This window comes from Ruegeria sp. CK3 (genome assembly GCF_056536565.1).
The window spans coordinates 13806-35490 of sequence record NZ_JBQFPV010000010.1 but is presented as its reverse complement, the minus strand read 5'-3'; the positions used below and the strand labels follow the sequence as shown (position 1 = coordinate 35490).

Here is a 21685-nt window from a genome sequence, read left to right as displayed (position 1 = left end):
CCTGATGCATAACCTTCCGCTGCCCCTGACCCGTGATCTGGTTTTGATTGGCGGAGGTCACACCCATGCTCTGCTGCTGCGCAAATGGGGCATGAACCCCCTGCCCGGCGCGCGCGTGACCCTGATCAACCCCGGCCCGACTGCGCCCTATTCAGGGATGCTGCCCGGTTTTGTCGCCGGTCATTACTCCCGCTCTGATCTGGACATTGATCTGGTCCGACTGGCCCGTTTCGCGGGCGCGCGGGTCATTCTGGGCGCGGTTGATGAGATCGACACCGACCAGCGCCATGTGCACATGCCGGGGCGCCCTCCGGTGGCTTACGACGTCGCCTCGGTCAATGTCGGGATCACCTCGGACATGCCCGCCCTGCCAGGTTTTGCAGACCATGCCGTTCCGGCCAAACCCTTGGGCGCCTTTGCCGCGCGTTGGTCTGCATATCTGGACCGCACCGGCCCTGCCTCGGTGGCTGTGATAGGGGGAGGCGTCGCTGGGGTCGAGCTGGCGATGGCCATGGCCCATGCGCTGAAAACCAAGGGCAAACCCGCGCGGATCACGCTGATCGACAATGCCTCGGCCCTGACAGCGACCGGCCCAAAGGCCGCGGCGACGATCCGCAAGGCTATGGCCGGTCTTGGCATCGACGTGCTCGAAGGAGTTTCGATCAAAGAGATCACCACAGATCATGTCGCACTGGACGATGGCCTCCAGATTCCTGCCGAGTTTGTGACCGGCGCTGCAGGGGCGAGACCCTATAGCTGGATCCAGCACACCGGGCTGGACCTGCACGAGGGTTTCATCCGCGTGAACGGCCAGCTGCAATCCAGCGACCCCGCCGTCTTCGCCGCCGGAGACTGCGCCCACCTGACCGAGAATCCGCGCCCCAAGGCGGGCGTCTACGCGGTGCGCGAGGCTCCGGTGTTGTTCAACAACCTGCGCGCGGCCCTGGGGACCGGGACCATGCAGCGCTATGTCCCGCAGAAGGACTATCTCAAGCTGATCTCATTGGGCGGCAAGTCCGCATTGGCCGAACGCCTGGGCACGTCGTTCAGCGGCGCTCTGATGTGGCGCTGGAAGGACCATATCGACCAGAGCTTCATGAACAAGTTCCGCAATCTCCCTGCCATGGCGACCCCCGCCCTCCCGCGCGCCCATGCCGCCGGTATGGTCGAAACCCTTGGTGACAAACCCATGTGCGGCGGCTGCGGGGCAAAACTCGGTCGCGGCGCGCTGCGCAGCGCTTTGGTCGCGCTGCCTGAGCCATTGCGTCAAGACGTGACGGCGCTGCCCGGAGACGACGCCGCGCTGCTGACAACCGGGAACGCGCGGCAGGTCATCACCACGGACCACCTGCGCAGTGTCACCGATGACCCGGTCCTGATGGCCCGTATCGCCGCCGTCCACGCACTGGGGGACATTTGGGCTATGGGGGCCGCGCCGCAAGCTGCAACGGCCACTCTCATTCTGCCCCGCATGTCTTCTGACCTACAGGAACGGACACTTTCCGAGATCATGCGCACGGCCAACGACGTCATGCGAGACTTCGGAGCCGAGATCGTCGGCGGACACAGCTCAATGGGCGATGAGATGACGATTGGCTTTACGGTGACGGGGCTTTGCGCCAAAGACCCGATCACCCTGGCGGGCGGCAGGCCCGGCGATGTGCTGATCCTGACCAAACCCATCGGCAGCGGCATTCTTATGGCCGCTGAAATGGCCGGACGCGCCGAGGGCGCAACGGTCGCGCAAGCCTATGAGATGATGACCCAACCGCAAGGCGCAGCGTCCCGCATTCTGGCGGAGGCCCACGCGATGACTGACGTCACGGGGTTTGGCTTGGCCGGGCACTTGAACGGGCTGTGCGAGGCTTCAGATTGCGGTGCGGTGCTTGATCTTGAGGCCGTCCCCGTGATGCCCGGAGCCATCGAGCTGAGTGACGCAGGCATCCAATCGACCCTTTTTGCAGATAACCGTTCTATCGCGCCCGAGCTGCCCATGGGCGGCAAAGCGGCACTGTTGTTCGACCCTCAAACAGCGGGTGGGCTATTGGCTGCCGTTGCACCCGAAATCGCCGAGAAACTGCTAGAGGATCTGCGAGCGGCGGGTTACCCGGCTGCGCGGATCGGGCATTTGACCGACACTCCGGGGTTGAAGCTTCAAAGCTGATCCAGCGTGTTTTTGATGCGATCCGCCGCGCCCCTCAGGCCATTGTCATCCAACTGCGCAATCTCGATCCGCGCCAAAATCTTGGCCGGGTGTTGACGCTGGGATTTGGCATAGGCTGGATCATAGTGCTGCTCCATCAACGCACGCGTCAAAGCTTGTTTGTCGCCGGACGACATGAGGTTCAACCACCCGTCCACGACCTCATGCCCGCGATGAGATCGCAGTGGAGACAAGCGATCCCGAAGGCGCTCGGTATCCGACAAGATGTCGTCATACGCCTTAGTCAAGTAAGCCGACCGGGCAGACAAAGGCGCGTCTATATGAATACGCGGCGCGGCGCACATCGCGGTCCAGACGCTGGGTGGCAGGATGCGATCGCCTATTTTCGACGACTCCGCCTCAACCACCACAGGGCGAGATGGGTCCAGGGCGCAAAATGCGGCTGACAGGGCGGACTCAAAAGCCTTCTGACTGGGCTGCCCACCTGGCCTTTCCCCCAGCAGTGAGCCACGATGGTTGGCAAGCCCCTCCAGATCAACCACTTGCACGCCGCGGCGATCCAGATGGTGCAACAACTCGGTCTTGGCGGTGCCAGTGTAGCCATCCAGCGCGATCAGTTGGAAGTGTAGCGGCTGGTCGTACAGGTAGGCCTTCACCAGCCGACGATAGGTCCGATAACCTCCATCGACGAAATCCGCCTGCCAGCCGATCTGTTGCAACATCCATGTAAACGAGCCCGAACGTTGCCCTCCGCGCCAGCAATAGACCAAGGGCCGCCAGTTCCCCTCATGATGGCTGAGGCGATGCTCGATATGGTTGGCGGCATTGCGAAACACCAGCGCCGCCCCGAGCTTTCGCGCCAGAAAAGGGCTTTGCTGTTTGTAGATCGTGCCGACCCGCGCGCGTTCTTCATTGTCCAGAACCGGCAGATTGATCGCCCCCGGCAGGTGGTCTTCAGCAAATTCTGCCGGGCTGCGGACGTCGATGACCTCATCAAATCCATGCGCATAAAGCTGCGGTAAATCGTTGAATTTCAGCGCCATACCAAGCGCCTGTCTATTGGTCGCAAGAAAGGGGAACGCATCCGCAGCTAGTCCTCGATGACTTCGATCAGGTCTGGGCCAGACGCCCGGTTGGAGTTCACGGCGGGGTCGACACGATGAAACTCCAGCACGTCTTCGGCGCCCGGTTGCATCAACCGCGCGGCACCTTTGCCCGCCTCTCCCAACCAAAGGGACCAATCGTCGGGCTCTAAGATCAAAGGCATTCGGTGGTGAATGGCCGATAGGTTCTGGTTCGCCTGAGTCGTCACGATGGCACAGGTGGATTGCCGCGCCTCTTCCGGCCCCCAATCCTGCCAGACACCTGCAAAGGCGATGGGCGCACCGTCCTTGCGGTGGATGTACCATGGTAGGCGCGTCCCTTGTTGGGTCTTGGTCCATTCAAAAAACCCTGTCGCCACGATCAGGCAGCGCCGCGATCGGCAAGCATCGCGAAAAGCGGGTTTCTCAGCCAGTGTCTCAGCCCGTGCGTTGATCAACAAAGGGCCTGCATTCTCAGCCTTGTACCAATGGGGCAGAAAGCCCCAGCGCAGCGCATCCAGCCGACGACCAGAATCGCCTGCGCGAACGACATGAACCTGATTGGTCGGGCAGACGTTATAGTTGGGCACCTTGGGCAAGGCATTGGCAGGGCGCGCGGCAAACAGCTGCGCCATCGCGTCATTGGGCAAAGTGATTGCAAACCGTCCGCACATCAGTCCGTTGTCCAATCCCGGATCGTTGCGGGATGCGATTTCAGCCAAAAAAAGCCGCACCCAACGGGCACGGCTTTTCAGGTCTTACTTCTGCTTGATACGACCATCCAGATAAGGCTGGTACGGCGCATTTTCTGCCAGGTACTCTGCAGTCACATCCGCCAGATCCGGGCCGAAGTCATAGGCATTCTTGTCGTCACCTTCGAAGACGCTGTAGCCGTCACCACCGTTGCGCACGTAGTTGTTGGTCACAACCAGATAAGTGGCCGAGGGATCAATCGGAACAAAACCGTCACTATCGGCGACCATCACCTCGGTGATGCGTCCTTCGTTCGGAGCGGCTGAGGGGTCCCAAGTGAAGGTTAGGCCTGCGACCTGTGGGAACCGACCTTTGACCTCTTCAACCTGGCTTACGCCATTTTCAAGTGCGTCGATCACGCCCTGACCGTTGATCTCAAAGGTCGATAGGGTGTTCTGGAACGGCAGGACCGTCAGGACTTCGCCCATGGTGACCTCGCCTTCGTCGATCGAGGCACGCAGACCACCCGCATTCGCAATCGCGATCTGAGCGCCCTGATCCGCAACGCGGGCCAGCATGGCATCTGCAACCAGATTGCCCATCTCGCATTCCTGCACACGGCAGACATCACGCGAGCCTTCGATGGTTGCAGCTGAGCTGGCTACAACGCGGCCCTTCATCTCTTCAATCGGGGCGCCCATTTCTGCGACGCGGGCCGCGATGCCCTCGTCCGGTGTGACGGAGGCATCTAACAGAATCGGCTCACCCTCTGCCGAAATCAGATTGCCGTCATCATCAAAGGTCAGTGTGATTTCGCCGAGATATTTCGAATAGGCATAGGCCTGAACCACCGGAACTTCGCCCACCATCACCGGGTACGCACCTGCCGCGTCCTCATCCGTGTTGGACAGCAGGGTGTGCGAGTGCCCACCGACAACCAGATCAAGGCCGGGCACCTGTTCGGCGATCTTAATGTCCTGAGCCAGACCCACGTGGTTCAGCGCGATGATGATGTCCGCACCTTCGGCTTCCAAAGCGGCCACATCCGCCTTCAGGCTTTCGACCTCATCTTGGAAAATGACGTCCTTGCCCGGGCTGGACGTGTCCACCGTATCGGTGGCCAGGGCCGAGATGATGCCGATCTTCTGGCCACCCACCTCAAGCACCACGTGGTTTTGCACCTTGTCCTTCAGCTCAGCAGAAGACGACAGGTCCAGATTGCCCGAGATCACGGGAAAGCTGACCGCATCGATAAAGGCCGCGAGACCTTCCGGCCCGTCATCGAACTCGTGGTTGCCGACGGCCATCACGTCATAACCGATCGCTTCCATGAACTCGGCCTCGGCGGCACCTTTGTAGGTCGTGTAGAACAACGAGCCCTGAAACGGATCGCCCGCATCCAGCAAAAGTACATTCTCATCCGCCAGTTCGGCGCGCTTGGCGTCAACGGCTGTTTTCAGACGCGCCACACCGCCAAAACACTTCCCTTCGGCTTCATCTTCAGCATCGCAAGTGGAATCGTATTTGTTGATCGACTCGATCCGGCTGTGAATGTCGTTGGTGTGCAGAATGGTCAGCTTGTAGTCGGCAGCAGCGATGCCTGCACTCAGGCCGAGGATCGCGACCGACGTCAAAAGGCGGCTTACCATGTTGAAACTCCCTGTCATTGTTTTTCGGGATCGTGCGCTGATGCGGCGGAAGAGTCAAAGGGGGAAATCCGGCTTGATTCCACGGGCTATGCGGGGCATCAGACCCTCATGCTGATCTACAAGATATTCCGGGCCGAGGAATGGGCCGCTTTGCAGGCAAATGGCGCAACGGATGGTGCGCCAATTGATATTGCTGACGGGTTCATCCACTTTTCGACAGCCGAACAGGCGGCTGAAACCGCAGCCAAACATTTTACCGGCGTCGAAGGACTGACACTGCTTGGCTGCGACGCTGACGCCATGGGCGACGACCTGAAATGGGAAGTGTCGCGTGGTGGGGCGTTGTTTCCGCATCTCTACCGCCAAATCCGGCTCAGCGACGTGGTCTGGGCTCGCCCCCTGCCCTTCGATGGCCAAACCCACCAGTTCCCGAGCGAGATGGTATGACCGCTTACATTGATCCCGACCGCGAACAGTTCGAAGCCTTCAAGGCATTGGATCGGGATCAACCCATCGAGATGCTGAACCTTGTAAGGTTTCGCACCAAGGCCGACTACCCGGTGGGCCACGCCTTGGCGGATCAGGGGCTGACAGGCGCCGCAGCCTATCGCCACTACGGGACTGAGACCGCTCCGATTATCGCCAGGATCGGGGCGTCGATCCTGTGGCGTGGGGCGTTTCAGACCACATTGATCGGACCGCAGGACGAGGCTTGGGATGAAGTGTTCATTGCCCGCTATCCCACCGCCCATGCGTTTCTTGAGATGGTAACAGACCCGGCTTACCGGGCTGCGGTGGTTCACCGTCAGGCCGCTGTCGCAACCTCCCGCCTGATCCGCTGCGGCACCGCGCAAGGAGGCGCGTCTTTCGGATGAAACTGACAGAGAAACTGGGCCTCGCCGCCCTGCACCGTATGGACCCTGAAACGGCCCATGGTCTGTCGATCAAGGCCCTGAAGGCCGGCCTGGCCCCAACGCCCGGACCGGTGACGTCATCGCGCCTACAGACCGAACTCGCAGGGCTGCGCCTGCCCAACCCCGTAGGCCTCGCCGCCGGGTTCGACAAGAACGGAGAGGTTCTGGCCCCTCTGTCCCGCGCCGGTTTCGGTTTCATCGAGGTCGGAGCGGTGACCCCGCGCCCGCAACCCGGCAACCCGAAACCCCGCCTGTTCCGCCTGACCGAAGACAAAGCCGCCATCAACCGTTTCGGCTTCAACAATGAAGGTATGGAGGTGATGGCCGAACGGTTGGCCAACCGTCCCAAGGATGCGGTGATCGGCCTGAACCTCGGGGCCAACAAGGATAGCGATGACCGGCCTGGTGATTTTGCCAAAGTGCTGGCCCATTGCGCCGCGCATCTGGATTTCGCGACGGTCAATGTCTCATCCCCCAATACCGAAAAGCTGCGCGATCTTCAGGGCAAGGCGGCTCTAGGCGCTTTGTTGAGTGGTGTGATCGAGACGCGGAATGCTCTACCGCGCCCTCTGCCCATTTTCCTGAAAATCGCGCCTGACCTGACCGAGGATGAATTGCAGGACATCGGCGAAGTGGCCTCGGAAACGGGTGTGGATGCGGTCATCGCAACCAACACAACTCTGTCGCGCGACGGGCTGCTTAGCGCGCACAAGGACGAAAAAGGCGGCCTGTCCGGTGCGCCACTGTTTGAGAAATCCACCCGCGTTCTGGCCCGGTTGAGCCAGCTGGCCGATGGCAGAATCCCTCTGATCGGTGTGGGCGGTGTCAGCTCAGCGGAACAGGCCTACGCCAAGATCTGCGCAGGCGCGTCGGCAGTGCAGTTTTATACCGCAATGGTTTATGGCGGCCTGTCCTTGGCTGCCGATATCGCACAGGGTCTTGATGACCTATTGACCCGCGATGGGTTTGACACCGTTGCACAGGCTGTGGGCAGCAAACGAGAGGATTGGCTGTGATCGAATATTGGCACAACCCGCGTTGTTCAAAATCCCGAATGGGATTGGCCTTGCTGGAGGAGCGAGGTGCAGAGATCGAGGTTCGCAAATACCTAGAAAACGCACCCTCGGTCGACGAATTGCGGGCTGTGCAATCCTTGCTGGACCTGCCAGCCATCAAGATGATGCGCACGCGCGAGAAGCGGTTCAAGGAGCTGGGCCTTTCAAAGGACGCGCCGGACGCGGAGTTGATCCAAGCCATGGCCGACAACCCGATCCTCATCGAACGTCCTCTGGCCATTTCAGGCGCTAAAGCCGCATTTGGCCGCCCACCTGAAAATCTACTCGCCCTTCTCTAAGCCACCTGAGCTTCAAGCTTCGGATAGCGCCAACCCATCGTCACGCCGCGCGCAAGGTTCAGAACCATAAGCGCGGCCCACAGGCCATGATTGCCGAACGCGGGTACCAGAATGAACAAAGCGACCACATAGATCGCTACCGATTGCAGCATCGCATTGCGCATGTCGCGGGTCCATGTGGCCCCGATATAGATACCGTCGAACATCCAGCTTGCGACACCGATGATCGGAGCCAAGGCCGCCCAGAACAGGAACGTGCGTCCTGCCTCGCGTACTTCGGGAGAGGTGGACATCAGATCAATCAGCACCGGACCTGCAAAGAAGAAAACGGCACTGAGAAGCACCGCGCCACCGACACCCCACTGAGACGCCATGACCGAGGCGCGCCGCACTTGGTATCGGTCCCGTGCGCCAACCGCGCCTCCGACCAGCGCCTCGGCAGAAAAGGCGAATCCGTCCAGCGCAAAAGCGGTGATTTCCAGGAATTGCAGCAGAACCTGATTGGCCGCCAGATTGACGTCTCCCAAATCGGACCCGACGAACAGGAAGGTGGTGAACGAGCCCGTCAGCAGAACCGAGCGGATCATGATATCACCGTTCACCTGCACCATCCGCCGCAGCCGGGTGGCATCGAAAATGCGCGGCCAGTCGTGCCAGATTTGCCCGGCAAACCCATCCCGGCACAGCCACAGACCCAGTGCCAAACCGGTCCACTCCGCGATCAGGGTTGCAATCGCCACGCCTTCGACGCCCCAGCCCAGCCCAAGAACGAACCAAAGGTCAAGCACGATGTTGAGACCGTTCATCCAGATCTGTAGAAGGAACACTCCCCGCGTCCGCTCAACAGCGATCAGCCAGCCTGTGATCGCATATAAGGCAATGGTCGCGGGTGCCCCCCAGATCCGAATCTCAAGGTAAGAGCGCGCGAGTGTTTCAACCTCGGGGCTGGCCGGGGATAGCCAAAACGCGCCACTGAAGATCGCGACCTGGGCAAGGATAAACACAAGGCCCGCCGCCCCGCCGAGCATCAACCCACGAATGAGCAAGGCGCGCATCTCGGCGCTCTCTCCGGCCCCACGCGCCTGCGCGGCAAGGCCCGTTGTACCCATGCGAAGAAAGCCGAAAACCCAGTAGATCGCGGACAGGATCACCGCGCCCATGCCCACCGCGCCAATCGGAGCAGCCGCCCCCATCTGCCCGACAACGCCGGTATCCACCGCCCCAAGGATCGGCACAGTCGCATTCGACAACACAATGGGCACCGCGATCTTCAGCACCCGTTTGTGAGTTATGGGTGCCGAGGCATCCTGCATTCTCAGTCCTTGTCGCGAGGCTGTTGCGGCATCAAAAAATGCCCCGTCGCCTGTGCAAACAGCTTGGCATGGTTGTCTTGCCACGCCTCAACCCGAACCGAGGCGTAACGCCGTCCGGCCCGGTTCACAAAGGCACGCGCATAGGCGTCGCGCGGCAAGCCCGAGCGCAGGTAGTCGACCGTAAAGTCGATGGTTTTGGGAAAGCGGATCGATTCATCCGTAACAATGGCCTCGGCATCAATTTCACCACTTTCGATGTCCAAGAACATGTGCTCCCAACTCAGCGTTATGACGGCAGTGACCTCAAGAAACGCCGCGGTAACGCCGCCATGAAGGGCTGGAAGAAACGGGTTGCCGATCAGTTTCTCGTCAAAGTTCAGCACGCCAGTCAGTTCATCCCCGCGCCGGTCAAAACTGATATTGAGAAACCGGATATAGGGCACACCATCAACCAAAGCGCGCAAGGCGGCGTCGCGCCGTTGTTTGACAACCTGCATAGGTTCGGGACGGGAACGGGCCATATTACTTCCCCTCAACCGTGAACGACCCCGAGGCGGTCGCCACTGGCAGGTCAAGATCGTCATCCATCGCCGTTGCCCGCACAAAGGCCACATTTCGGGTGATGTGATAGCAATTGGCCCGAGCGGTGATGCTCTGCCCTGGCGTGGCCGCACGCATATAGTCGATGCGCAAATCAATCGTCGCTGTTCCGCCCGGAGAAGACGGGTGGCTCATGACTGCAGCCCCGCAGCAGGTATCCAGGATGGTCGAAATCGCGCCGCCGTGGATCACGCCCGTGCGCGGATCTCCGATCAGATCCTCGTTGTAAGGCATTGTTATCTCGGCTTCACCTTCCCCGATCTGGCTAAGATGAAGGCCCATCGCGCGCGCGTGCGGAATGGCTTCGATAAACTGTCGGGCTAGCTTTGCTTTGTCGACCATGATCATATCCTGTTGTCTTGCCCCTTTATGAGCCGCCATCCGATCAAAGGGCAAGCCCACCTGTTGCGCTTGTTCGCATGACGTCCTAGGTTGCTGCCGAGGAGACCCCGAATGTCCGACAACCGTTTGTCATTCAAAGAGATGTGCGCCGAGTTCGACGTGACTCCGCGCACTCTGCGCTACTACGAATACATCGAGCTCTTGCAGCCCGACCGTGAAGGGCGATCCCGGTACTATGGCCCCAGAGAATGCGCCCGCATGACGCTGATCATGCGCGGCCGGAAATTCGGATTTCCTTTGGAAGAGATTCGCCAGTGGCTGTTGATCTACGAAGATCAAGGCAACGAAGCGCAGATGGCAACTTTCGTAGAAATGGCAGATCGCCAGATGGAAGAGCTGCGTCAGCAGCGCGCGCAGCTGGACGAGGCGATGGATGCCCTCAAACAGCTTCGGGACCAAACGGCCAAGTCCATCAAGTAGAACACCCTGCCCGTCTGGGTTCTGGTGTGACCAAGCAAAGCACCTTGGAATCGCGTCCTCGGACCAATCTGAGGGCGAATTTCCCTTGCCCCTAGGGAAAGAAAATTTCGCAAAACCCGTCATTACGCGACTGGAAGTTACGTCAACTTAGAAATGACGCAGCGTCTGGATTACGTAAACGTCACCTACATGTTGTAAAGCGTCCAGCAACTGCGCAACTCTATTCGGACGACGCCAGTGACGAGAGTATGACGAATGACCGAAGATCTGATGACCATCCGTGAAATGTGCGAGACCTATGATGTCACACCCCGCACCTTGCGGTTCTACGAGGCGAAGGAACTTCTGTTTCCGATCCGCGAGGGTCAGAAGCGTCTGTTCACCAAACGCGATCGCGCGCGGCTAAAGCTGATTCTGCGTGGCAAGCGGTTTGGTTTCAGCCTTGAGGAAATTCGCCAGCTTTTGGACCTGTATCACGTGGGCGACCAGCAGGTGACCCAGATGTCGCGCACCTATGAAATCGCGTGCGAACGTCTGGCCGATATGGAATCGCGCCGTGAAGAGCTGACACAGGCCATCGACGATCTGAAAGAGCAGTTGCGCTGGGGCGAAAAAGTCATCGCCTCGATGAAACAGGAAAAGAAGGCGGCCGAATAACTTCGCCCTGCCCTCCGGACATATGAATTAAGGGAGCTTCACATGCCCGTCTACAACGCGCCAACAAAAGACACACAGTTCATCCTGCATGATGTCCTGAAAATCTCGGGCTCTGACATTCCGGGTTACAACGAACTAGAGGCCGAGTTTACCGGCGCCGTTCTGGAAGAAGCTGGCAAGGTCGCCACCAATGTTCTTCACCCGCTGAATGTGGTCGGCGACACAGAAGGATGCCGTTTGGAGAATGGTGTGGTCTACACGCCCACAGGCTTCAAGGATGCCTTCGAGCAGATGAAAGAAGGCGGCTGGACTGGCCTCGACATGCCGGAAGAGTATGGTGGCCAGAACATGCCCTACGTGATTGGAACGGCCGTGGGAGAGATGTTCTCGGGCGCGAACCAGGCGTTCACGATGTATCAGGGCCTGACCCATGGTGCGGCCTCGGCCATTCTGGCGCACGGCTCGGACGAGCAGAAGAACAAATACCTGCCGAACATGATCAGCTGCGAATGGACCGGCACCATGAACCTGACCGAACCGCATTGCGGTACCGATCTGGGTCTGATGCGCACCAAGGCGGAACCTCAGGGCGACGGCAGCTATAAAATCTCGGGCCAGAAGATCTTTATCTCGGCCGGTGATCACGACATGGCCGACAACATCATCCACCTGGTTCTGGCCAAAATCCCCGGTGGCCCCGAGGGCATCAAGGGCGTATCGCTGTTCATCGTGCCCAAGTTCATCGTTAGCGAAGATGGCACCCCGGGCGAGCGCAACGGCGTTTCGGTCGGCAAGATCGAAGAGAAGATGGGCATCCACGGCAACTCGACCTGCGTCATGAACTATGACGAGGCCACCGGTTGGCTGCTGGGCGACGAACACAAAGGCATGCGCGCCATGTTCACCATGATGAACGAAGCGCGTTTGGGTGTGGGCATGCAAGGCCTGTCGCAGGCCGAAGCTGCGTATCAGAACGCTGTAGAATACGCAAAAGACCGCCTGCAGGGCCGTGACGTAACAGGTGTGAAGAACCCGGACGGCCCCGCCGATCCGCTGATCGTTCACCCCGACATCCGCCGCAACCTGATGGATCAGAAAAGCTTCACCGAGGGCGCGCGTGCGTTCATCCTGTGGGGCGCAACTATGATCGATAAGGCGCACCGCTCGGGTGACAAGGACGCGGACGGGCTGATCTCGCTGCTGACACCAGTCATCAAGGGCTTCCTGACGGACGAAGGCTACGACATGACCGTTCAGGCGCAGCAGGTCTATGGCGGCCATGGCTACATCGAAGAGTGGGGTATGTCGCAATACACCCGCGATGCCCGTATTGCCATGATCTACGAAGGCGCGAACGGCGTTCAGGCGCTTGATCTTGTCGGCCGTAAGCTGGCGCAGGATGGCGGCAAGCATGTCATGGCGTTCTTCGAGATGGTCAAAACCTTCTGTAAGGAAAACGCAGGCCAGAACGAAGCCTATGACAAAGCCTTCATCGAACCGCTAAAAGCCGCATCGAAAGACCTGCAGGCCGCTGGCATGTACTTCATGCAGGAAGGTATGAAGAACCCCAACAACGCTCTGTCCGGGTCTTATGACTTCATGCACATGTTCGGTCATGTTTGCCTGGGCTTAATGTGGGCGCAGATGGCGAAGGCCGCTCAAGATGCGCTGGACGGTGGAGCCTCAGACAAAGAATTTTACGAGACCAAGATCAACACCGGCCGTTTCTACATGGCCCGCCGCCTGCCCGCGACTGCGATGCATCTTTCCCGCATTCAGACCGGCGCAGATACAGTGATGGTTCTGGACGTGGCGAACTTCTGATCAAAGTCTGGGCTCGGGCATCACAGCTCGGGCCCTACTATTCGGAGGAGACCGAATGCCCAAACGCTTTCGCCTGACCCGCCGTTTCCCGGTCGCCATGACCGAGGACGGCTATCGCAAACTCCGCGGCTTTGCCCGCGAGGCCGGGTTGGATGAAGGCGAAGCGCTGTCTTTTCTGTTCGAGAATTTCAACAGCGTCATTGACGAAGACAACCTGACCCATCGGTTGCGCCTCTTCAATTCCGAGTTGGAGGCACGCAAGCGCTAGGCACCAAGGCCGAAAAGCTTGGGCGGACGATGCAAAAAAACGCCACGGGAGGGGCGACCGCATGACCATAAAACTGCACTGCTTCGGTGAAAGCGGCAATTCATACAAAGCCGCTCTGGCGCTGGAAATGTCCGGCCTCGACTGGGAGCCGGTCTTTGTCGATTTCTTCAAAGGCGTCACCCGCAGCCCCGAGTTCCGCTCGGACGTCAATGTAATGGGCGAAGCGCCCTTCCTGATCGACGGTGATTTCAAAACCTCCCAATCCGGCGCGATCCAGGCCTATGTCACCGAGAAATCCGGCAAGTTCGGCGGCAAGACGCGGGAAGAGAATTACGAGATCCTTCGCTGGGTGCTGTGGGACAACCACAAGCTCAGCTCAATGGCTGGCATGACGCGGTTTCTGATGAACTTTCTGCCTGAAGAACACCGCAATGCCGATGTGATTGCCTTCAACCAAGGCCGTCTGAAAGCGGCCTATGATGTGCTGAACAACCGCCTTGAGGGCCGCGACTGGATTGTTGGGGATGGCGTGACCAACGCCGATCTCAGCTGCTGCGGCTACCTCTACTATCCCGAACCATTCGGCTTTGACCGTGCCGACTGGCCCAACATCGACGCCTGGCTGCAACGCCTGTCCGAGCAGCCCGGCTGGAAACACCCCTATGACCTGATGCCCGGCAACCCGTCGGATCGAGCTTAAGGAGAAGACCCATGACCGAAGCTTACATTTATGACGCCCTGCGCACGCCGCGCGGCAAGGGCCGTAAGGATGGCAGCCTGCACGAGGTAACCTCGGTGCGCCTGTCCGCCTTGACCCTGAACGCGATCAAGGAACGCAACAACCTCGAAGGCCACGCCGTTGAGGATGTGATCTGGGGCAACGTCACCCAAGTCATGGAGCAAGGCGGCTGTCTGGCGCGCTCGGCGGTTCTGGCCTCGGACCTCGACCAGTCGATCCCCGGTCTTGCGATCAACCGGTTCTGCGCCTCGGGCATGGAAGCCGTGAACCTGGCCGCGAACCAGGTTAAAGGCGGCGCGGGCGACGCCTATATCGCTGGTGGTGTTGAGATGATGGGCCGCGTGGCCATGGGCAGCGACGGGGCTGCGATTGCCGTAGACCCGACGCTAGCAATGGACACCTATTTCGTACCGCAGGGTATCTCGGCCGACATCATCGCGACCGAGTATGGGTTCACCCGCGACGATGCCGATGCGCTGGCCGTTGAGTCTCAGAAACGCGCGGCAGAGGCTTGGGAAGACAACCGGTTCGAGAAGTCGGTCATCACCATCAAAGACCAAAACGGCCTGACCATTCTGGATCGCGACGAATATATGCGCCCCGGCACTGACATGCAGAGCCTCGGCGCGTTGAACCCGTCCTTCCAGATGATGGGTGAGCAAATGCCGGGCTTCGACAAAGTAGCGATGCTGAAATACCCGCATCTGGAGCGGATCAACCACATCCATCACGCGGGCAACAGCTCGGGAATCGTTGACGGCTCAGCCGCTGTTCTGATCGGCAACAAGGAATTCGGTGAGAAATACGGCCTGAAACCCCGCGCCCGCATCAAGGCAACCGCGAAGATCGGCACCGACCCGACCATCATGCTGACCGGCCCGGTTCCGGTGACCGAGAAGATCCTTGCCGACAACGGCATGAAAATCAGCGATCTGGACCTGTTCGAAGTGAACGAAGCCTTCGCCTCGGTCGTGCTGCGCTTCCAGCAGGCGTTCAACGTCGATCCGGCGCTGGTAAACGTCAACGGCGGCTCGATCGCAATGGGTCACCCGCTGGGTGCTACCGGTGCGATGATCATCGGCACGCTGCTGGATGAGCTGGAGCGTCAGGACAAAGAGACCGGTCTCGCCACGCTCTGCATTGCGTCCGGCATGGGCGCGGCAACCATTATCGAGCGGGTCTGATGCCCAAGCTGGATCTCTCTCAGATCCCGTTCAAGGGTGGCTCGTCTTATCCCGGCAAACTCGCAGAAGCGGTCGGTGGCCGTTTCAACCAAGGCGTCGGAGATGCAGGTGGACTGACCCAGTTCGGGGTCAACATCGTACGGCTTGAACCGCAGGCTTTGTCCTCGCTGCGCCACTACCACATGGAGCAGGACGAGTTTGCCATTATGCTCAGCGGCAAATGCGTGCTGATCGATGACGATGGTGAGCATGAGATGCTGCCCGGCGACTGCGCCGCTTGGCCAGCCGGTGAGGCCAACGGCCATCACCTTGTGAACAAGACAGATGCGCCCGCGAGTTTTCTGGTGGTGGGCACACGGACCCCGACCGAGACCGGCTACTACAGCGACATAGACATGATGGTGAAGGATGATGAGAACGGATTCTCTTTCACCCGGAAAGACGGCAGCCCACTGACGGCTGACCAGATTGGAGATGACAATGACTGATTTCACTCTGACCAAAGACGCAGACGGCGTCGCCTTTGTGACCTGGGACGCCCAGGGTAAATCCATGAACGTTCTGACCCGCGAGGCCTTTCAGGAGGTAAGCCAGCTGATCGATCAGGCCCTGAGCGATGATGAGATCAAAGGGATCGTTATCACCTCGGGCAAAGAAGGCTCATTCGCGGGTGGCATGGATCTGAATACCCTCGCCACCATCCGTCAGGAGGCCGGTGATGAACCAGCGCAAGCGCTCTTCGATTTTGTCATGGGCGGCCACCACATCCTGCGCAAGTTGGAACTGGCGGGCATGGACCCCAAGACCAAGAAGGGCGGCAAACCGATCGCCTGTGCCATCAACGGCACCTGCGCCGGGATCGGGACCGAAATCGCTCTGGCCTGTCACCACCGCGTTATGACCTTGAACGCCAAGGCCAAGATTGGCCTGCCTGAGATCCTGCTGGGCATCTTCCCCGGTGGTGGTGGCACCATGCGCTATAGCCGTATGGTTGGTGCGATGGCGGCGGCCCCTGTCCTGCTGGAAGGCAAGATGATGGATCCGAAGAAAGCCAAGGGCGCTCAGCTGATCGACGATGTTTCGGACGATCCGGTCGCAGCAGCCAAGGAATGGGTTCTGAAAGCCAAGGACGCCGATCTGGTCAAGCCTTGGGACGCCAAGGGCTACAAGATGCCCGGCGGCGCGCCCTACCACCCTGCCGGCTTCATGACATTCGTCGGCGCCAACGCAATGGTGAACGGCAAGACCCAAGGCGCCTTCCCGGCGGCAAAGGCTCTGCTGAGCTCGATCTACGAAGGGGCGTTGGTCGACTTCGACACCGCCCTGAAGATCGAGGCGCGTTGGTTCACAAACGTCCTGATGAATCCCTCGTCGTCGGCCATGATCCGGTCGTTATTCCTGAACAAGGAAGCCTTGGAGAAAGGCGCGGTCCGCCCCAAAGATGTGGCCGATCAGCGCGTTAAAAAGGTCGGTGTTCTGGGCGCTGGCATGATGGGTGCCGGTATCGCTCTGGTCTCGGCGCAGGCCGGGATGGAGGTTGTTTTGGTCGACCGTGATCAGGCTGCCGCTGACAAGGGCAAGGCTTACTCCGAAAGCTACATGGACAAGGGTATCAAGCGCGGCAAAGCCACCGCTGAGAAGAAAGAGGCCCTGCTGGCGCAGATCACAGCCACCGCTGACCTAGAGCATCTGAAAGGCTGCGACCTGATCATCGAGGCCGTGTTCGAAGACCCCGGCGTCAAGGCTGAGATGACCAAGAAGGTCGAGGCGATCATCCCCGAAGACTGCATCTTTGCATCGAACACCTCGACCCTGCCGATCACCGATCTGGCGAAAGCCTCAGTGCGGCCTGAGCAGTTCATCGGCATCCACTTCTTCTCGCCGGTCGAGAAGATGTTCCTGGTCGAGATCATCAAAGGCAAGGAAACCGGGGACCGCGCGGTCGCCAAGGCTCTGGACTATGTGCGCCAGATCCGCAAGACGCCGATCGTGGTCAACGATGCGCGCTTCTTCTACGCCAATCGCTGCATCATTCCCTACATCAACGAAGGTGCGCGCATGATCACCGAGGGCGTCAGCCCCATCCTGATCGACAACGCGGCGCGTCAGTTGGGCTTCCCGGTCGGACCGATCCAACTGACCGACGAAACCTCAATTGATCTGGGTGCCAAGATTGCGCGCGCGACCAAAGCGGCGATGGGTGATGCCTATCCCGAAAGCCCCTCGGACGATCTGATCTTCTGGATGGAGGAACAGGGCCGTCTGGGTCGCAAGGCCAATGCTGGCTTCTTCGACTATGACGACAAGGGCAAGCGCGTCGAATATTGGAAGGGTCTGCAGGACAAGTACCCGCTGGCCGCCGAGCAGCCTGACCTGATCGAGGTGCAGGAACGTCTGATGTTCGCACAGGTTCTGGAAGCCGTCCGTGCGCTGGAAGAAGGTGTTCTGGAAGACATCCGAGAAGGTGACGTGGGCGCAATTCTGGGTTGGGGCTTTGCGCCTTGGTCCGGTGGTCCGCTCAGTTGGCTGGACATCATCGGTACGCCCTACGCGGCCGAGCGTTGTGATCAACTGGCCGAGGCCTATGGCGCGCGTTTCGCCTGCCCGCCGCTGCTGCGTGAAATGGCTGAAAAAGGTCAGAGCTTCTATGGCCGGTTCAACCCGGACGCCAAAGCCGCTTAATAAAGCGACGCAGGCGCAACTCCCCTTGCGCCTGCGTCTTCCTTACTGAACAGCCGGAGCGGTTTGCCATTCAGGCCGGAGAAACAGAACCGGTGCATCTGGTCGACCAGGCCGCCCGGGCCTGCGAATACCCGCCGCTGGGCGGATCGGGAAAATCGGATCCGTTGGGATCGGAGCAGGCAAAGCGCCCAATGGGTTCGCCAGCGCCGAAATCTCACCACTTGCTGCAAGCGCACCGACCAACGCAGTCGCAGTGTCTTCGTCAGCCACCGCATACTCTTTTGCCTGACCAGACGTGCGGCTGAAGCGCCCCGAAGGGCAATAGGCTTGCAAGCCACCCTCGATATAGATCACCTCGTCCTGGTCGAAGAACAGGGTCGTGACCTCGAAGGACGATCCCGGCGACTGCGAGGACAACCGACAGGCCCCGTCCAGAAGCCGCGCAGGCACCACCGATACACCTTGATCCGTCAGGTCCAGTTTGCCGCGATCCAGCGCGACGCCCTGTTCCGGCATCAACCAGACCGCCCGCCCATTATAAGCCGCCCGCGCGGGCACAAAAATGGGTAGATAGGCTGATCGCCTCTCGCCCGCCGGGATATTGACCCAACTGGTCGAGACCCTGCGGACCTCCTTAAAACCGTGATCCAGCGTTCGAACCAGATCTCCGGCGGCGATACGCTCGATCAGTTTCCATCCACTGGTGGTCGCGATTTTGGTTCCGTGCAGGAACCCTCCTCTGCGCGATGACACTGCGTCCAGCGCTACTGGCAAATCCGCATCGTCCTGATACTCGGAAACATCCGAAAAACTCACTACTTCCAACACGTGCCGAACCCCCTTTTGGCACAAATACTCACATCTCAAGAGATAGCAGACGCAGCGGTTTTCCGTCTTAGTTTGGCCGTATTTACGCCCAATTTGGGTTAAAACGAGGGGTTTTTCGCGACAGAAAGCAGTGCAGGAGTGGGTTTATCGACCAATCGGAAACTATGAGCCGGACGTTGCGTCAAAGGCGTAGCCGAATCTCTGGATGTCTTCTGCGCAGGCTTCTGCCACGGATTGGGCGGATCTGTCGGAATAGTATGCCCGATAGTCTGCCTGCCGGTCCGAGGGGTTGATATGGGGCAAATCCACCTCAAACCCCAAATGGTGAAACAGAGGCGGCGCGTCTCTTTCGAACTGTTCCAACCGTACGAACAGTTGGCACTGTTCGCCTCCATCCGCGCGGGTCATGTAGCGCCGCGCCGGATGGTCCTGAAACGAACGACGAATGGTTGGGTGCAGGACAAAAGGCTCGAACTCCAATTGCTGCGACAGGGTGACGGCCTCATGCGCAAAGCTCTGAGATCGCAGCCAGTGGTAATAGCTGACCATGCGATCCCATGGGTTGCGGACCAACGTGAAAGCAAACATTGCCTCAAGTTCACCCTCTGGCAACACCCCGTCGATATCCGCAAGCGTCGCGTGTTTGTGCAGCCTCCCCCGCGCGGTCAGTTCCTTGGCGCGCCGCCGCCGTTTCAAGGCCTTGGGCGTGTCTCCTAACAGGATGTCATCCTTCATGGCCCGCTGCTCCAGCGCCAAGGCCAGTGAGGTTCCCCCCGTCTTGGGCATGTGCACGAACACGTAGCGGCGGCCGCGAGAAATGATCATGCGACCTCCTGCTCGGGGGCCGCGCGCCTGGCTCTCCAGCCCAAAACCGCGCCGGCTGTTGCGATCAGACCGATGCCAAAGATCTGCATCACTCCGATCGTCTGTCCAAGGGCGACCCAGGCGAACAGTGGCCCGAAGATCATGATTGAATATTCAAACACGGCAACGAATGAGGGCTCACCGACCTGATAGGCCTTGATCATCATGAAGACGGCCACGGTGGACCCGACGGCCTGAACCGCGACCCATGGCAAGGCAGCGCGCATATCGAGGACCAGACCACGGGTCACAAAACCTTCGGGACCATCGGGTCCGGACGCGGGAAAGGCCGTGAAAACGATTAAACCGATGGCCCCGGCAACGCCCAGAACAAGCATGTTGTTGGCCAGAAGGGCGACTGTGCTTTCATCCGAGCAATAAGTCCGCGTGACAATCACGCTGAGAGCGTAGAAGAACCCTCCGACAACCGGCAAAAAGGTCCTGACGTCGAACTCAGTCGGGTTGGGTTGCAACACGCACAAGATGCCAACAAACCCCAGTAGAACCGCGCCGATGCGCCATGGTCCGATGACCTGTTTTAGGCCCAATGCAGAAATCAACAGCACGAACATCGGCGAGGTGAACAAGCCCGCCAGGGCCTGCGCAATCGGCATCAACGCCAGCGAGGCGAAATAGAACAGCATGCCCGTCGCGATCAGAACACTGCGCAGCAAGACAAACCGCAGCCGTTTTGGCCGCAGGCTTCCCAAACCCAACAGGGACAGCCCGATGATCAAAGGCAACATCAAAACAGCACGGCTGAGATGGAACTGCCACAGCCCGATGGTTTCGGCCAGCAGGATCACCACATTGTCGATCACGCCAAGAATGGCCATTGCCGAGACCATCAGCACCGAGGCCAAAAAGGGGAGCGTTTCTTTGCCTGGCTGCATGTCCTGCCTCGGGTTAGATGCGCGCTACAGCGCTTGTGCCATCCAGCATATTTCTGAAAGCCTGCGCAACAGGTTTGCGCCCCGTGATTTCCACATGCTATGCTTTGGCAAAAGAAAAACACGAGCAGCCCAATCCAGATGACGGCCCTGAAACAGTATCAGCGGATCGAAGCCACCGGTCTGTGGCGTTCCTCGCCCGATGAACAGCGGCGCGAGGTTGTGGTCTCGATTGGTGAGGCGACCCTGACAATCTCAGATTTCAATGACCGGGCGCTGACGCACTGGTCTCTGGCCGCATTGGAGCGGCAGAATCCGGGCAGTTTCCCTGCGATTTTCAACCCTGATGGCGACCCGGACGAAACGCTGGAACTGGCCGAAAGCGAAAAGACCATGCTTGAGGCCATCGACCGGTTGCAGCGCGCCATCGACCGCTCACGCCCGCATCCTGGTCGGTTGCGCTGGTTTAGCGTCGCAGGCGTCGTCGCCGCTGTGCTGGCGGTGTTGCTGCTTTGGTTGCCCGGGGCACTGCAAAACCACGTGGTCTCGGTCGTGCCCGAGGTCAAACGGCAGGACATCGGCGATGAGATTCTGAAACGAATCGAGCGGGTCTCGGGGCGCGCTTGTGCCTCACGCGATGCGCAGGCCTCTTTGGACCGGCTGGCCAAGCGCACGGGCGTGCGGCAGATCATCATCCTGCCCGCCGGGGTGCAGGACAGCCTCAGCCTGCCGGGCGGGACTGTCTTGTTGAACCGGGCCTTGGTCGAGGATCATGAAGATCCCGCCGTGGCCGCCGGCTATGTCATCGCCGAGCGCGCCCGTATCGCGGCAAAAGACCCTCTGGATGATGTTCTGGACCGAACCGGTGCCTCATCGGCCTTTCGCCTGCTGACGACCGGAGGCCTGACGCCCGAGATCGTCGACAGCTATACCGAGCAAGTTCTGTCGGAACCCCGTCCGTCCCTGACGGATGAGGCGCTATTGGCAGTTTTTGCTCAGGCCGCCCTGCCCTCGACCCCATATGCCTATGCGCGGGATGTAACCGGGGAAACGGTTCTTGGCCTGATCGAGGCCGACCCAATGGCAGGACGCACACTGGAACAGGTGCTGCCGGACCGCGATTGGGTCCAGCTTCAAAACATCTGCAGCGAGTAATCG

The 21685-nt window shown here is 59.8% G+C and carries 23 protein-coding genes; 14 read left to right on the top strand and 9 right to left on the bottom strand.

What is annotated here, in order from left to right; translation table 11 throughout:
- The first annotated feature begins 4 nt into the window (after positions 1-4).
- A complete protein-coding gene (gene selD, locus ACR0C3_RS16000) occupies positions 5-2164 on the top strand; it encodes a selenide, water dikinase SelD (RefSeq protein ID WP_480759403.1) in 2160 nt (719 codons plus the stop codon).
- On the opposite strand, the gene mnmH is transcribed toward selD, so the two are convergent.
- The 3 genes from mnmH to ACR0C3_RS15985 all read right to left on the bottom strand — a co-directional run bounded on the left by mnmH (position 2155) and on the right by ACR0C3_RS15985 (position 5588).
- Complete coding sequence (mnmH, locus tag ACR0C3_RS15995) at positions 2155-3207, bottom strand: tRNA 2-selenouridine(34) synthase MnmH (protein WP_480759402.1); 1053 nt, start codon at positions 3205-3207, stop codon at positions 2155-2157. The two genes, selD and mnmH, sit on opposite strands and share 10 nt — an antisense overlap.
- A 47-nt stretch (positions 3208-3254) precedes the next feature.
- Positions 3255-3920: an SOS response-associated peptidase gene (locus ACR0C3_RS15990; RefSeq protein ID WP_480759622.1), complete on the bottom strand. Its 666-nt coding sequence runs from the start codon at positions 3918-3920 to the stop codon at positions 3255-3257.
- Between the two features lie 84 nt (positions 3921-4004).
- Positions 4005-5588 carry a bifunctional metallophosphatase/5'-nucleotidase gene (locus tag ACR0C3_RS15985; RefSeq protein ID WP_480759400.1) on the bottom strand — a complete coding sequence of 528 codons (1584 nt, stop codon included), beginning with the start codon at positions 5586-5588 and terminating at the stop codon, positions 4005-4007.
- A 108-nt stretch (positions 5589-5696) separates the two neighbouring features.
- Between ACR0C3_RS15985 and ACR0C3_RS15980 the strand changes: the two genes are divergently transcribed.
- From ACR0C3_RS15980 to arsC, 4 genes are read left to right on the top strand one after another with little or no spacing between them, the layout of a single operon-like run.
- On the top strand, positions 5697-6035 hold the full coding sequence (locus ACR0C3_RS15980; protein ID WP_480759399.1) for a DUF952 domain-containing protein: 339 nt from the start codon (positions 5697-5699) through the stop codon (positions 6033-6035).
- Positions 6032-6463 carry a DUF1330 domain-containing protein gene (locus ACR0C3_RS15975; RefSeq protein WP_480759397.1) on the top strand — a complete coding sequence of 144 codons (432 nt, stop codon included), beginning with the start codon at positions 6032-6034 and terminating at the stop codon, positions 6461-6463. Before ACR0C3_RS15980 ends, ACR0C3_RS15975 begins: the two co-directional genes overlap by 4 nt.
- A complete protein-coding gene (locus ACR0C3_RS15970; protein ID WP_480759395.1) occupies positions 6460-7518 on the top strand; it encodes a quinone-dependent dihydroorotate dehydrogenase in 1059 nt (352 codons plus the stop codon). Before ACR0C3_RS15975 ends, ACR0C3_RS15970 begins: the two co-directional genes overlap by 4 nt.
- On the top strand, positions 7515-7856 hold the full coding sequence (arsC, locus tag ACR0C3_RS15965) for an arsenate reductase (glutaredoxin) (RefSeq protein WP_480759394.1): 342 nt from the start codon (positions 7515-7517) through the stop codon (positions 7854-7856). The genes ACR0C3_RS15970 and arsC overlap by 4 nt, the downstream gene beginning before the upstream one ends.
- Here arsC and ACR0C3_RS15960 read toward each other — a convergent pair.
- Genes ACR0C3_RS15960 through ACR0C3_RS15950 form a run of 3 tightly spaced genes read right to left on the bottom strand, consistent with a single transcriptional unit; the run spans position 7853 to position 10111 of the window.
- Positions 7853-9169: an MATE family efflux transporter gene (locus ACR0C3_RS15960; RefSeq protein ID WP_425083177.1), complete on the bottom strand. Its 1317-nt coding sequence runs from the start codon at positions 9167-9169 to the stop codon at positions 7853-7855. The genes arsC and ACR0C3_RS15960 overlap by 4 nt on opposite strands.
- A gap of 2 nt (positions 9170-9171) precedes the next feature.
- Positions 9172-9690: a PaaI family thioesterase gene (locus ACR0C3_RS15955; protein WP_480759393.1), complete on the bottom strand. Its 519-nt coding sequence runs from the start codon at positions 9688-9690 to the stop codon at positions 9172-9174.
- Between the two features lies 1 nt (position 9691).
- The gene (locus tag ACR0C3_RS15950) at positions 9692-10111 is read right to left on the bottom strand and encodes a PaaI family thioesterase (protein WP_170465671.1); all 420 of its coding nucleotides are present in this window, start codon (positions 10109-10111) and stop codon (positions 9692-9694) included.
- Positions 10112-10222: 111 nt separating this feature from the next.
- On the opposite strand from ACR0C3_RS15950, the gene ACR0C3_RS15945 reads away from it, so the two are divergent.
- The 8 genes from ACR0C3_RS15945 to ACR0C3_RS15910 all read left to right on the top strand — a co-directional run bounded on the left by ACR0C3_RS15945 (position 10223) and on the right by ACR0C3_RS15910 (position 17945).
- Complete coding sequence (locus ACR0C3_RS15945) at positions 10223-10591, top strand: MerR family transcriptional regulator (protein WP_170374244.1); 369 nt, start codon at positions 10223-10225, stop codon at positions 10589-10591.
- A gap of 255 nt (positions 10592-10846) precedes the next feature.
- Positions 10847-11248 carry a MerR family transcriptional regulator gene (locus tag ACR0C3_RS15940; RefSeq protein ID WP_170374246.1) on the top strand — a complete coding sequence of 134 codons (402 nt, stop codon included), beginning with the start codon at positions 10847-10849 and terminating at the stop codon, positions 11246-11248.
- Between the two features lie 42 nt (positions 11249-11290).
- Positions 11291-13072 carry an acyl-CoA dehydrogenase C-terminal domain-containing protein gene (locus ACR0C3_RS15935; RefSeq protein WP_480759391.1) on the top strand — a complete coding sequence of 594 codons (1782 nt, stop codon included), beginning with the start codon at positions 11291-11293 and terminating at the stop codon, positions 13070-13072.
- A 55-nt stretch (positions 13073-13127) separates the two neighbouring features.
- Positions 13128-13340 carry a hypothetical protein gene (locus ACR0C3_RS15930; protein WP_170374251.1) on the top strand — a complete coding sequence of 71 codons (213 nt, stop codon included), beginning with the start codon at positions 13128-13130 and terminating at the stop codon, positions 13338-13340.
- 61 nt (positions 13341-13401) lie between these two features.
- Positions 13402-14040, top strand: a complete 639-nt coding sequence (locus tag ACR0C3_RS15925) for a glutathione S-transferase family protein (protein ID WP_480759390.1) — start codon at positions 13402-13404, stop codon at positions 14038-14040.
- An 11-nt stretch (positions 14041-14051) separates the two neighbouring features.
- Positions 14052-15263 (top strand): acetyl-CoA C-acetyltransferase, encoded by a 1212-nt coding sequence (locus tag ACR0C3_RS15920; RefSeq protein WP_480759388.1) that lies wholly within the window; start codon positions 14052-14054, stop codon positions 15261-15263.
- Entirely contained in the window at positions 15263-15751 is a 489-nt protein-coding gene (locus ACR0C3_RS15915; RefSeq protein ID WP_480759386.1) for a cupin domain-containing protein, read from the top strand. Before ACR0C3_RS15920 ends, ACR0C3_RS15915 begins: the two co-directional genes overlap by 1 nt.
- Complete coding sequence (locus ACR0C3_RS15910) at positions 15744-17945, top strand: 3-hydroxyacyl-CoA dehydrogenase NAD-binding domain-containing protein (protein ID WP_480759384.1); 2202 nt, start codon at positions 15744-15746, stop codon at positions 17943-17945. Before ACR0C3_RS15915 ends, ACR0C3_RS15910 begins: the two co-directional genes overlap by 8 nt.
- 42 nt (positions 17946-17987) lie before the next feature.
- On the opposite strand, the gene ACR0C3_RS15905 is transcribed toward ACR0C3_RS15910, so the two are convergent.
- From ACR0C3_RS15905 to ACR0C3_RS15895, 3 genes are all read right to left on the bottom strand, one after another.
- Positions 17988-18773 carry a Hint domain-containing protein gene (locus tag ACR0C3_RS15905; RefSeq protein ID WP_480759383.1) on the bottom strand — a complete coding sequence of 262 codons (786 nt, stop codon included), beginning with the start codon at positions 18771-18773 and terminating at the stop codon, positions 17988-17990.
- A 162-nt stretch (positions 18774-18935) separates the two neighbouring features.
- A complete protein-coding gene (locus tag ACR0C3_RS15900) occupies positions 18936-19598 on the bottom strand; it encodes a sulfotransferase family 2 domain-containing protein (protein ID WP_480759382.1) in 663 nt (220 codons plus the stop codon).
- The gene (locus ACR0C3_RS15895; protein ID WP_480759381.1) at positions 19595-20530 is read right to left on the bottom strand and encodes a DMT family transporter; all 936 of its coding nucleotides are present in this window, start codon (positions 20528-20530) and stop codon (positions 19595-19597) included. The genes ACR0C3_RS15900 and ACR0C3_RS15895 overlap by 4 nt, the downstream gene beginning before the upstream one ends.
- A gap of 138 nt (positions 20531-20668) precedes the next feature.
- On the opposite strand from ACR0C3_RS15895, the gene ACR0C3_RS15890 reads away from it, so the two are divergent.
- Positions 20669-21682 carry a hypothetical protein gene (locus tag ACR0C3_RS15890; protein WP_480759380.1) on the top strand — a complete coding sequence of 338 codons (1014 nt, stop codon included), beginning with the start codon at positions 20669-20671 and terminating at the stop codon, positions 21680-21682.
- The last annotated feature ends 3 nt before the right edge of the window (positions 21683-21685 follow it).

Excerpts from the sequence above, each read along its gene's own strand:
- selD (WP_480759403.1), top strand. The coding sequence starts at position 5 with ATGCATAACCTTCCGCTGCCCCTGACCCGTGATCTGGTTTTGATTGGC.
- mnmH (WP_480759402.1), bottom strand. The coding sequence starts at position 3,207 with ATGGCGCTGAAATTCAACGATTTACCGCAGCTTTATGCGCATGGATTT.
- ACR0C3_RS15990 (WP_480759622.1), bottom strand. The coding sequence starts at position 3,920 with ATGTGCGGACGGTTTGCAATCACTTTGCCCAATGACGCGATGGCGCAG.
- ACR0C3_RS15985 (WP_480759400.1), bottom strand. The coding sequence starts at position 5,588 with ATGGTAAGCCGCCTTTTGACGTCGGTCGCGATCCTCGGCCTGAGTGCA.
- ACR0C3_RS15980 (WP_480759399.1), top strand. The coding sequence starts at position 5,697 with ATGCTGATCTACAAGATATTCCGGGCCGAGGAATGGGCCGCTTTGCAG.
- ACR0C3_RS15975 (WP_480759397.1), top strand. The coding sequence starts at position 6,032 with ATGACCGCTTACATTGATCCCGACCGCGAACAGTTCGAAGCCTTCAAG.
- ACR0C3_RS15970 (WP_480759395.1), top strand. The coding sequence starts at position 6,460 with ATGAAACTGACAGAGAAACTGGGCCTCGCCGCCCTGCACCGTATGGAC.
- ACR0C3_RS15960 (WP_425083177.1), bottom strand. The coding sequence starts at position 9,169 with ATGCAGGATGCCTCGGCACCCATAACTCACAAACGGGTGCTGAAGATC.
- ACR0C3_RS15955 (WP_480759393.1), bottom strand. The coding sequence starts at position 9,690 with ATGGCCCGTTCCCGTCCCGAACCTATGCAGGTTGTCAAACAACGGCGC.
- ACR0C3_RS15950 (WP_170465671.1), bottom strand. The coding sequence starts at position 10,111 with ATGGTCGACAAAGCAAAGCTAGCCCGACAGTTTATCGAAGCCATTCCG.
- ACR0C3_RS15945 (WP_170374244.1), top strand. The coding sequence starts at position 10,223 with ATGTCCGACAACCGTTTGTCATTCAAAGAGATGTGCGCCGAGTTCGAC.
- ACR0C3_RS15940 (WP_170374246.1), top strand. The coding sequence starts at position 10,847 with ATGACCGAAGATCTGATGACCATCCGTGAAATGTGCGAGACCTATGAT.
- ACR0C3_RS15935 (WP_480759391.1), top strand. The coding sequence starts at position 11,291 with ATGCCCGTCTACAACGCGCCAACAAAAGACACACAGTTCATCCTGCAT.
- ACR0C3_RS15930 (WP_170374251.1), top strand. The coding sequence starts at position 13,128 with ATGCCCAAACGCTTTCGCCTGACCCGCCGTTTCCCGGTCGCCATGACC.
- ACR0C3_RS15925 (WP_480759390.1), top strand. The coding sequence starts at position 13,402 with ATGACCATAAAACTGCACTGCTTCGGTGAAAGCGGCAATTCATACAAA.
- ACR0C3_RS15920 (WP_480759388.1), top strand. The coding sequence starts at position 14,052 with ATGACCGAAGCTTACATTTATGACGCCCTGCGCACGCCGCGCGGCAAG.
- ACR0C3_RS15915 (WP_480759386.1), top strand. The coding sequence starts at position 15,263 with ATGCCCAAGCTGGATCTCTCTCAGATCCCGTTCAAGGGTGGCTCGTCT.
- ACR0C3_RS15910 (WP_480759384.1), top strand. The coding sequence starts at position 15,744 with ATGACTGATTTCACTCTGACCAAAGACGCAGACGGCGTCGCCTTTGTG.
- ACR0C3_RS15900 (WP_480759382.1), bottom strand. The coding sequence starts at position 19,598 with ATGATCATTTCTCGCGGCCGCCGCTACGTGTTCGTGCACATGCCCAAG.
- ACR0C3_RS15895 (WP_480759381.1), bottom strand. The coding sequence starts at position 20,530 with ATGCAGCCAGGCAAAGAAACGCTCCCCTTTTTGGCCTCGGTGCTGATG.
- ACR0C3_RS15890 (WP_480759380.1), top strand. The coding sequence starts at position 20,669 with ATGACGGCCCTGAAACAGTATCAGCGGATCGAAGCCACCGGTCTGTGG.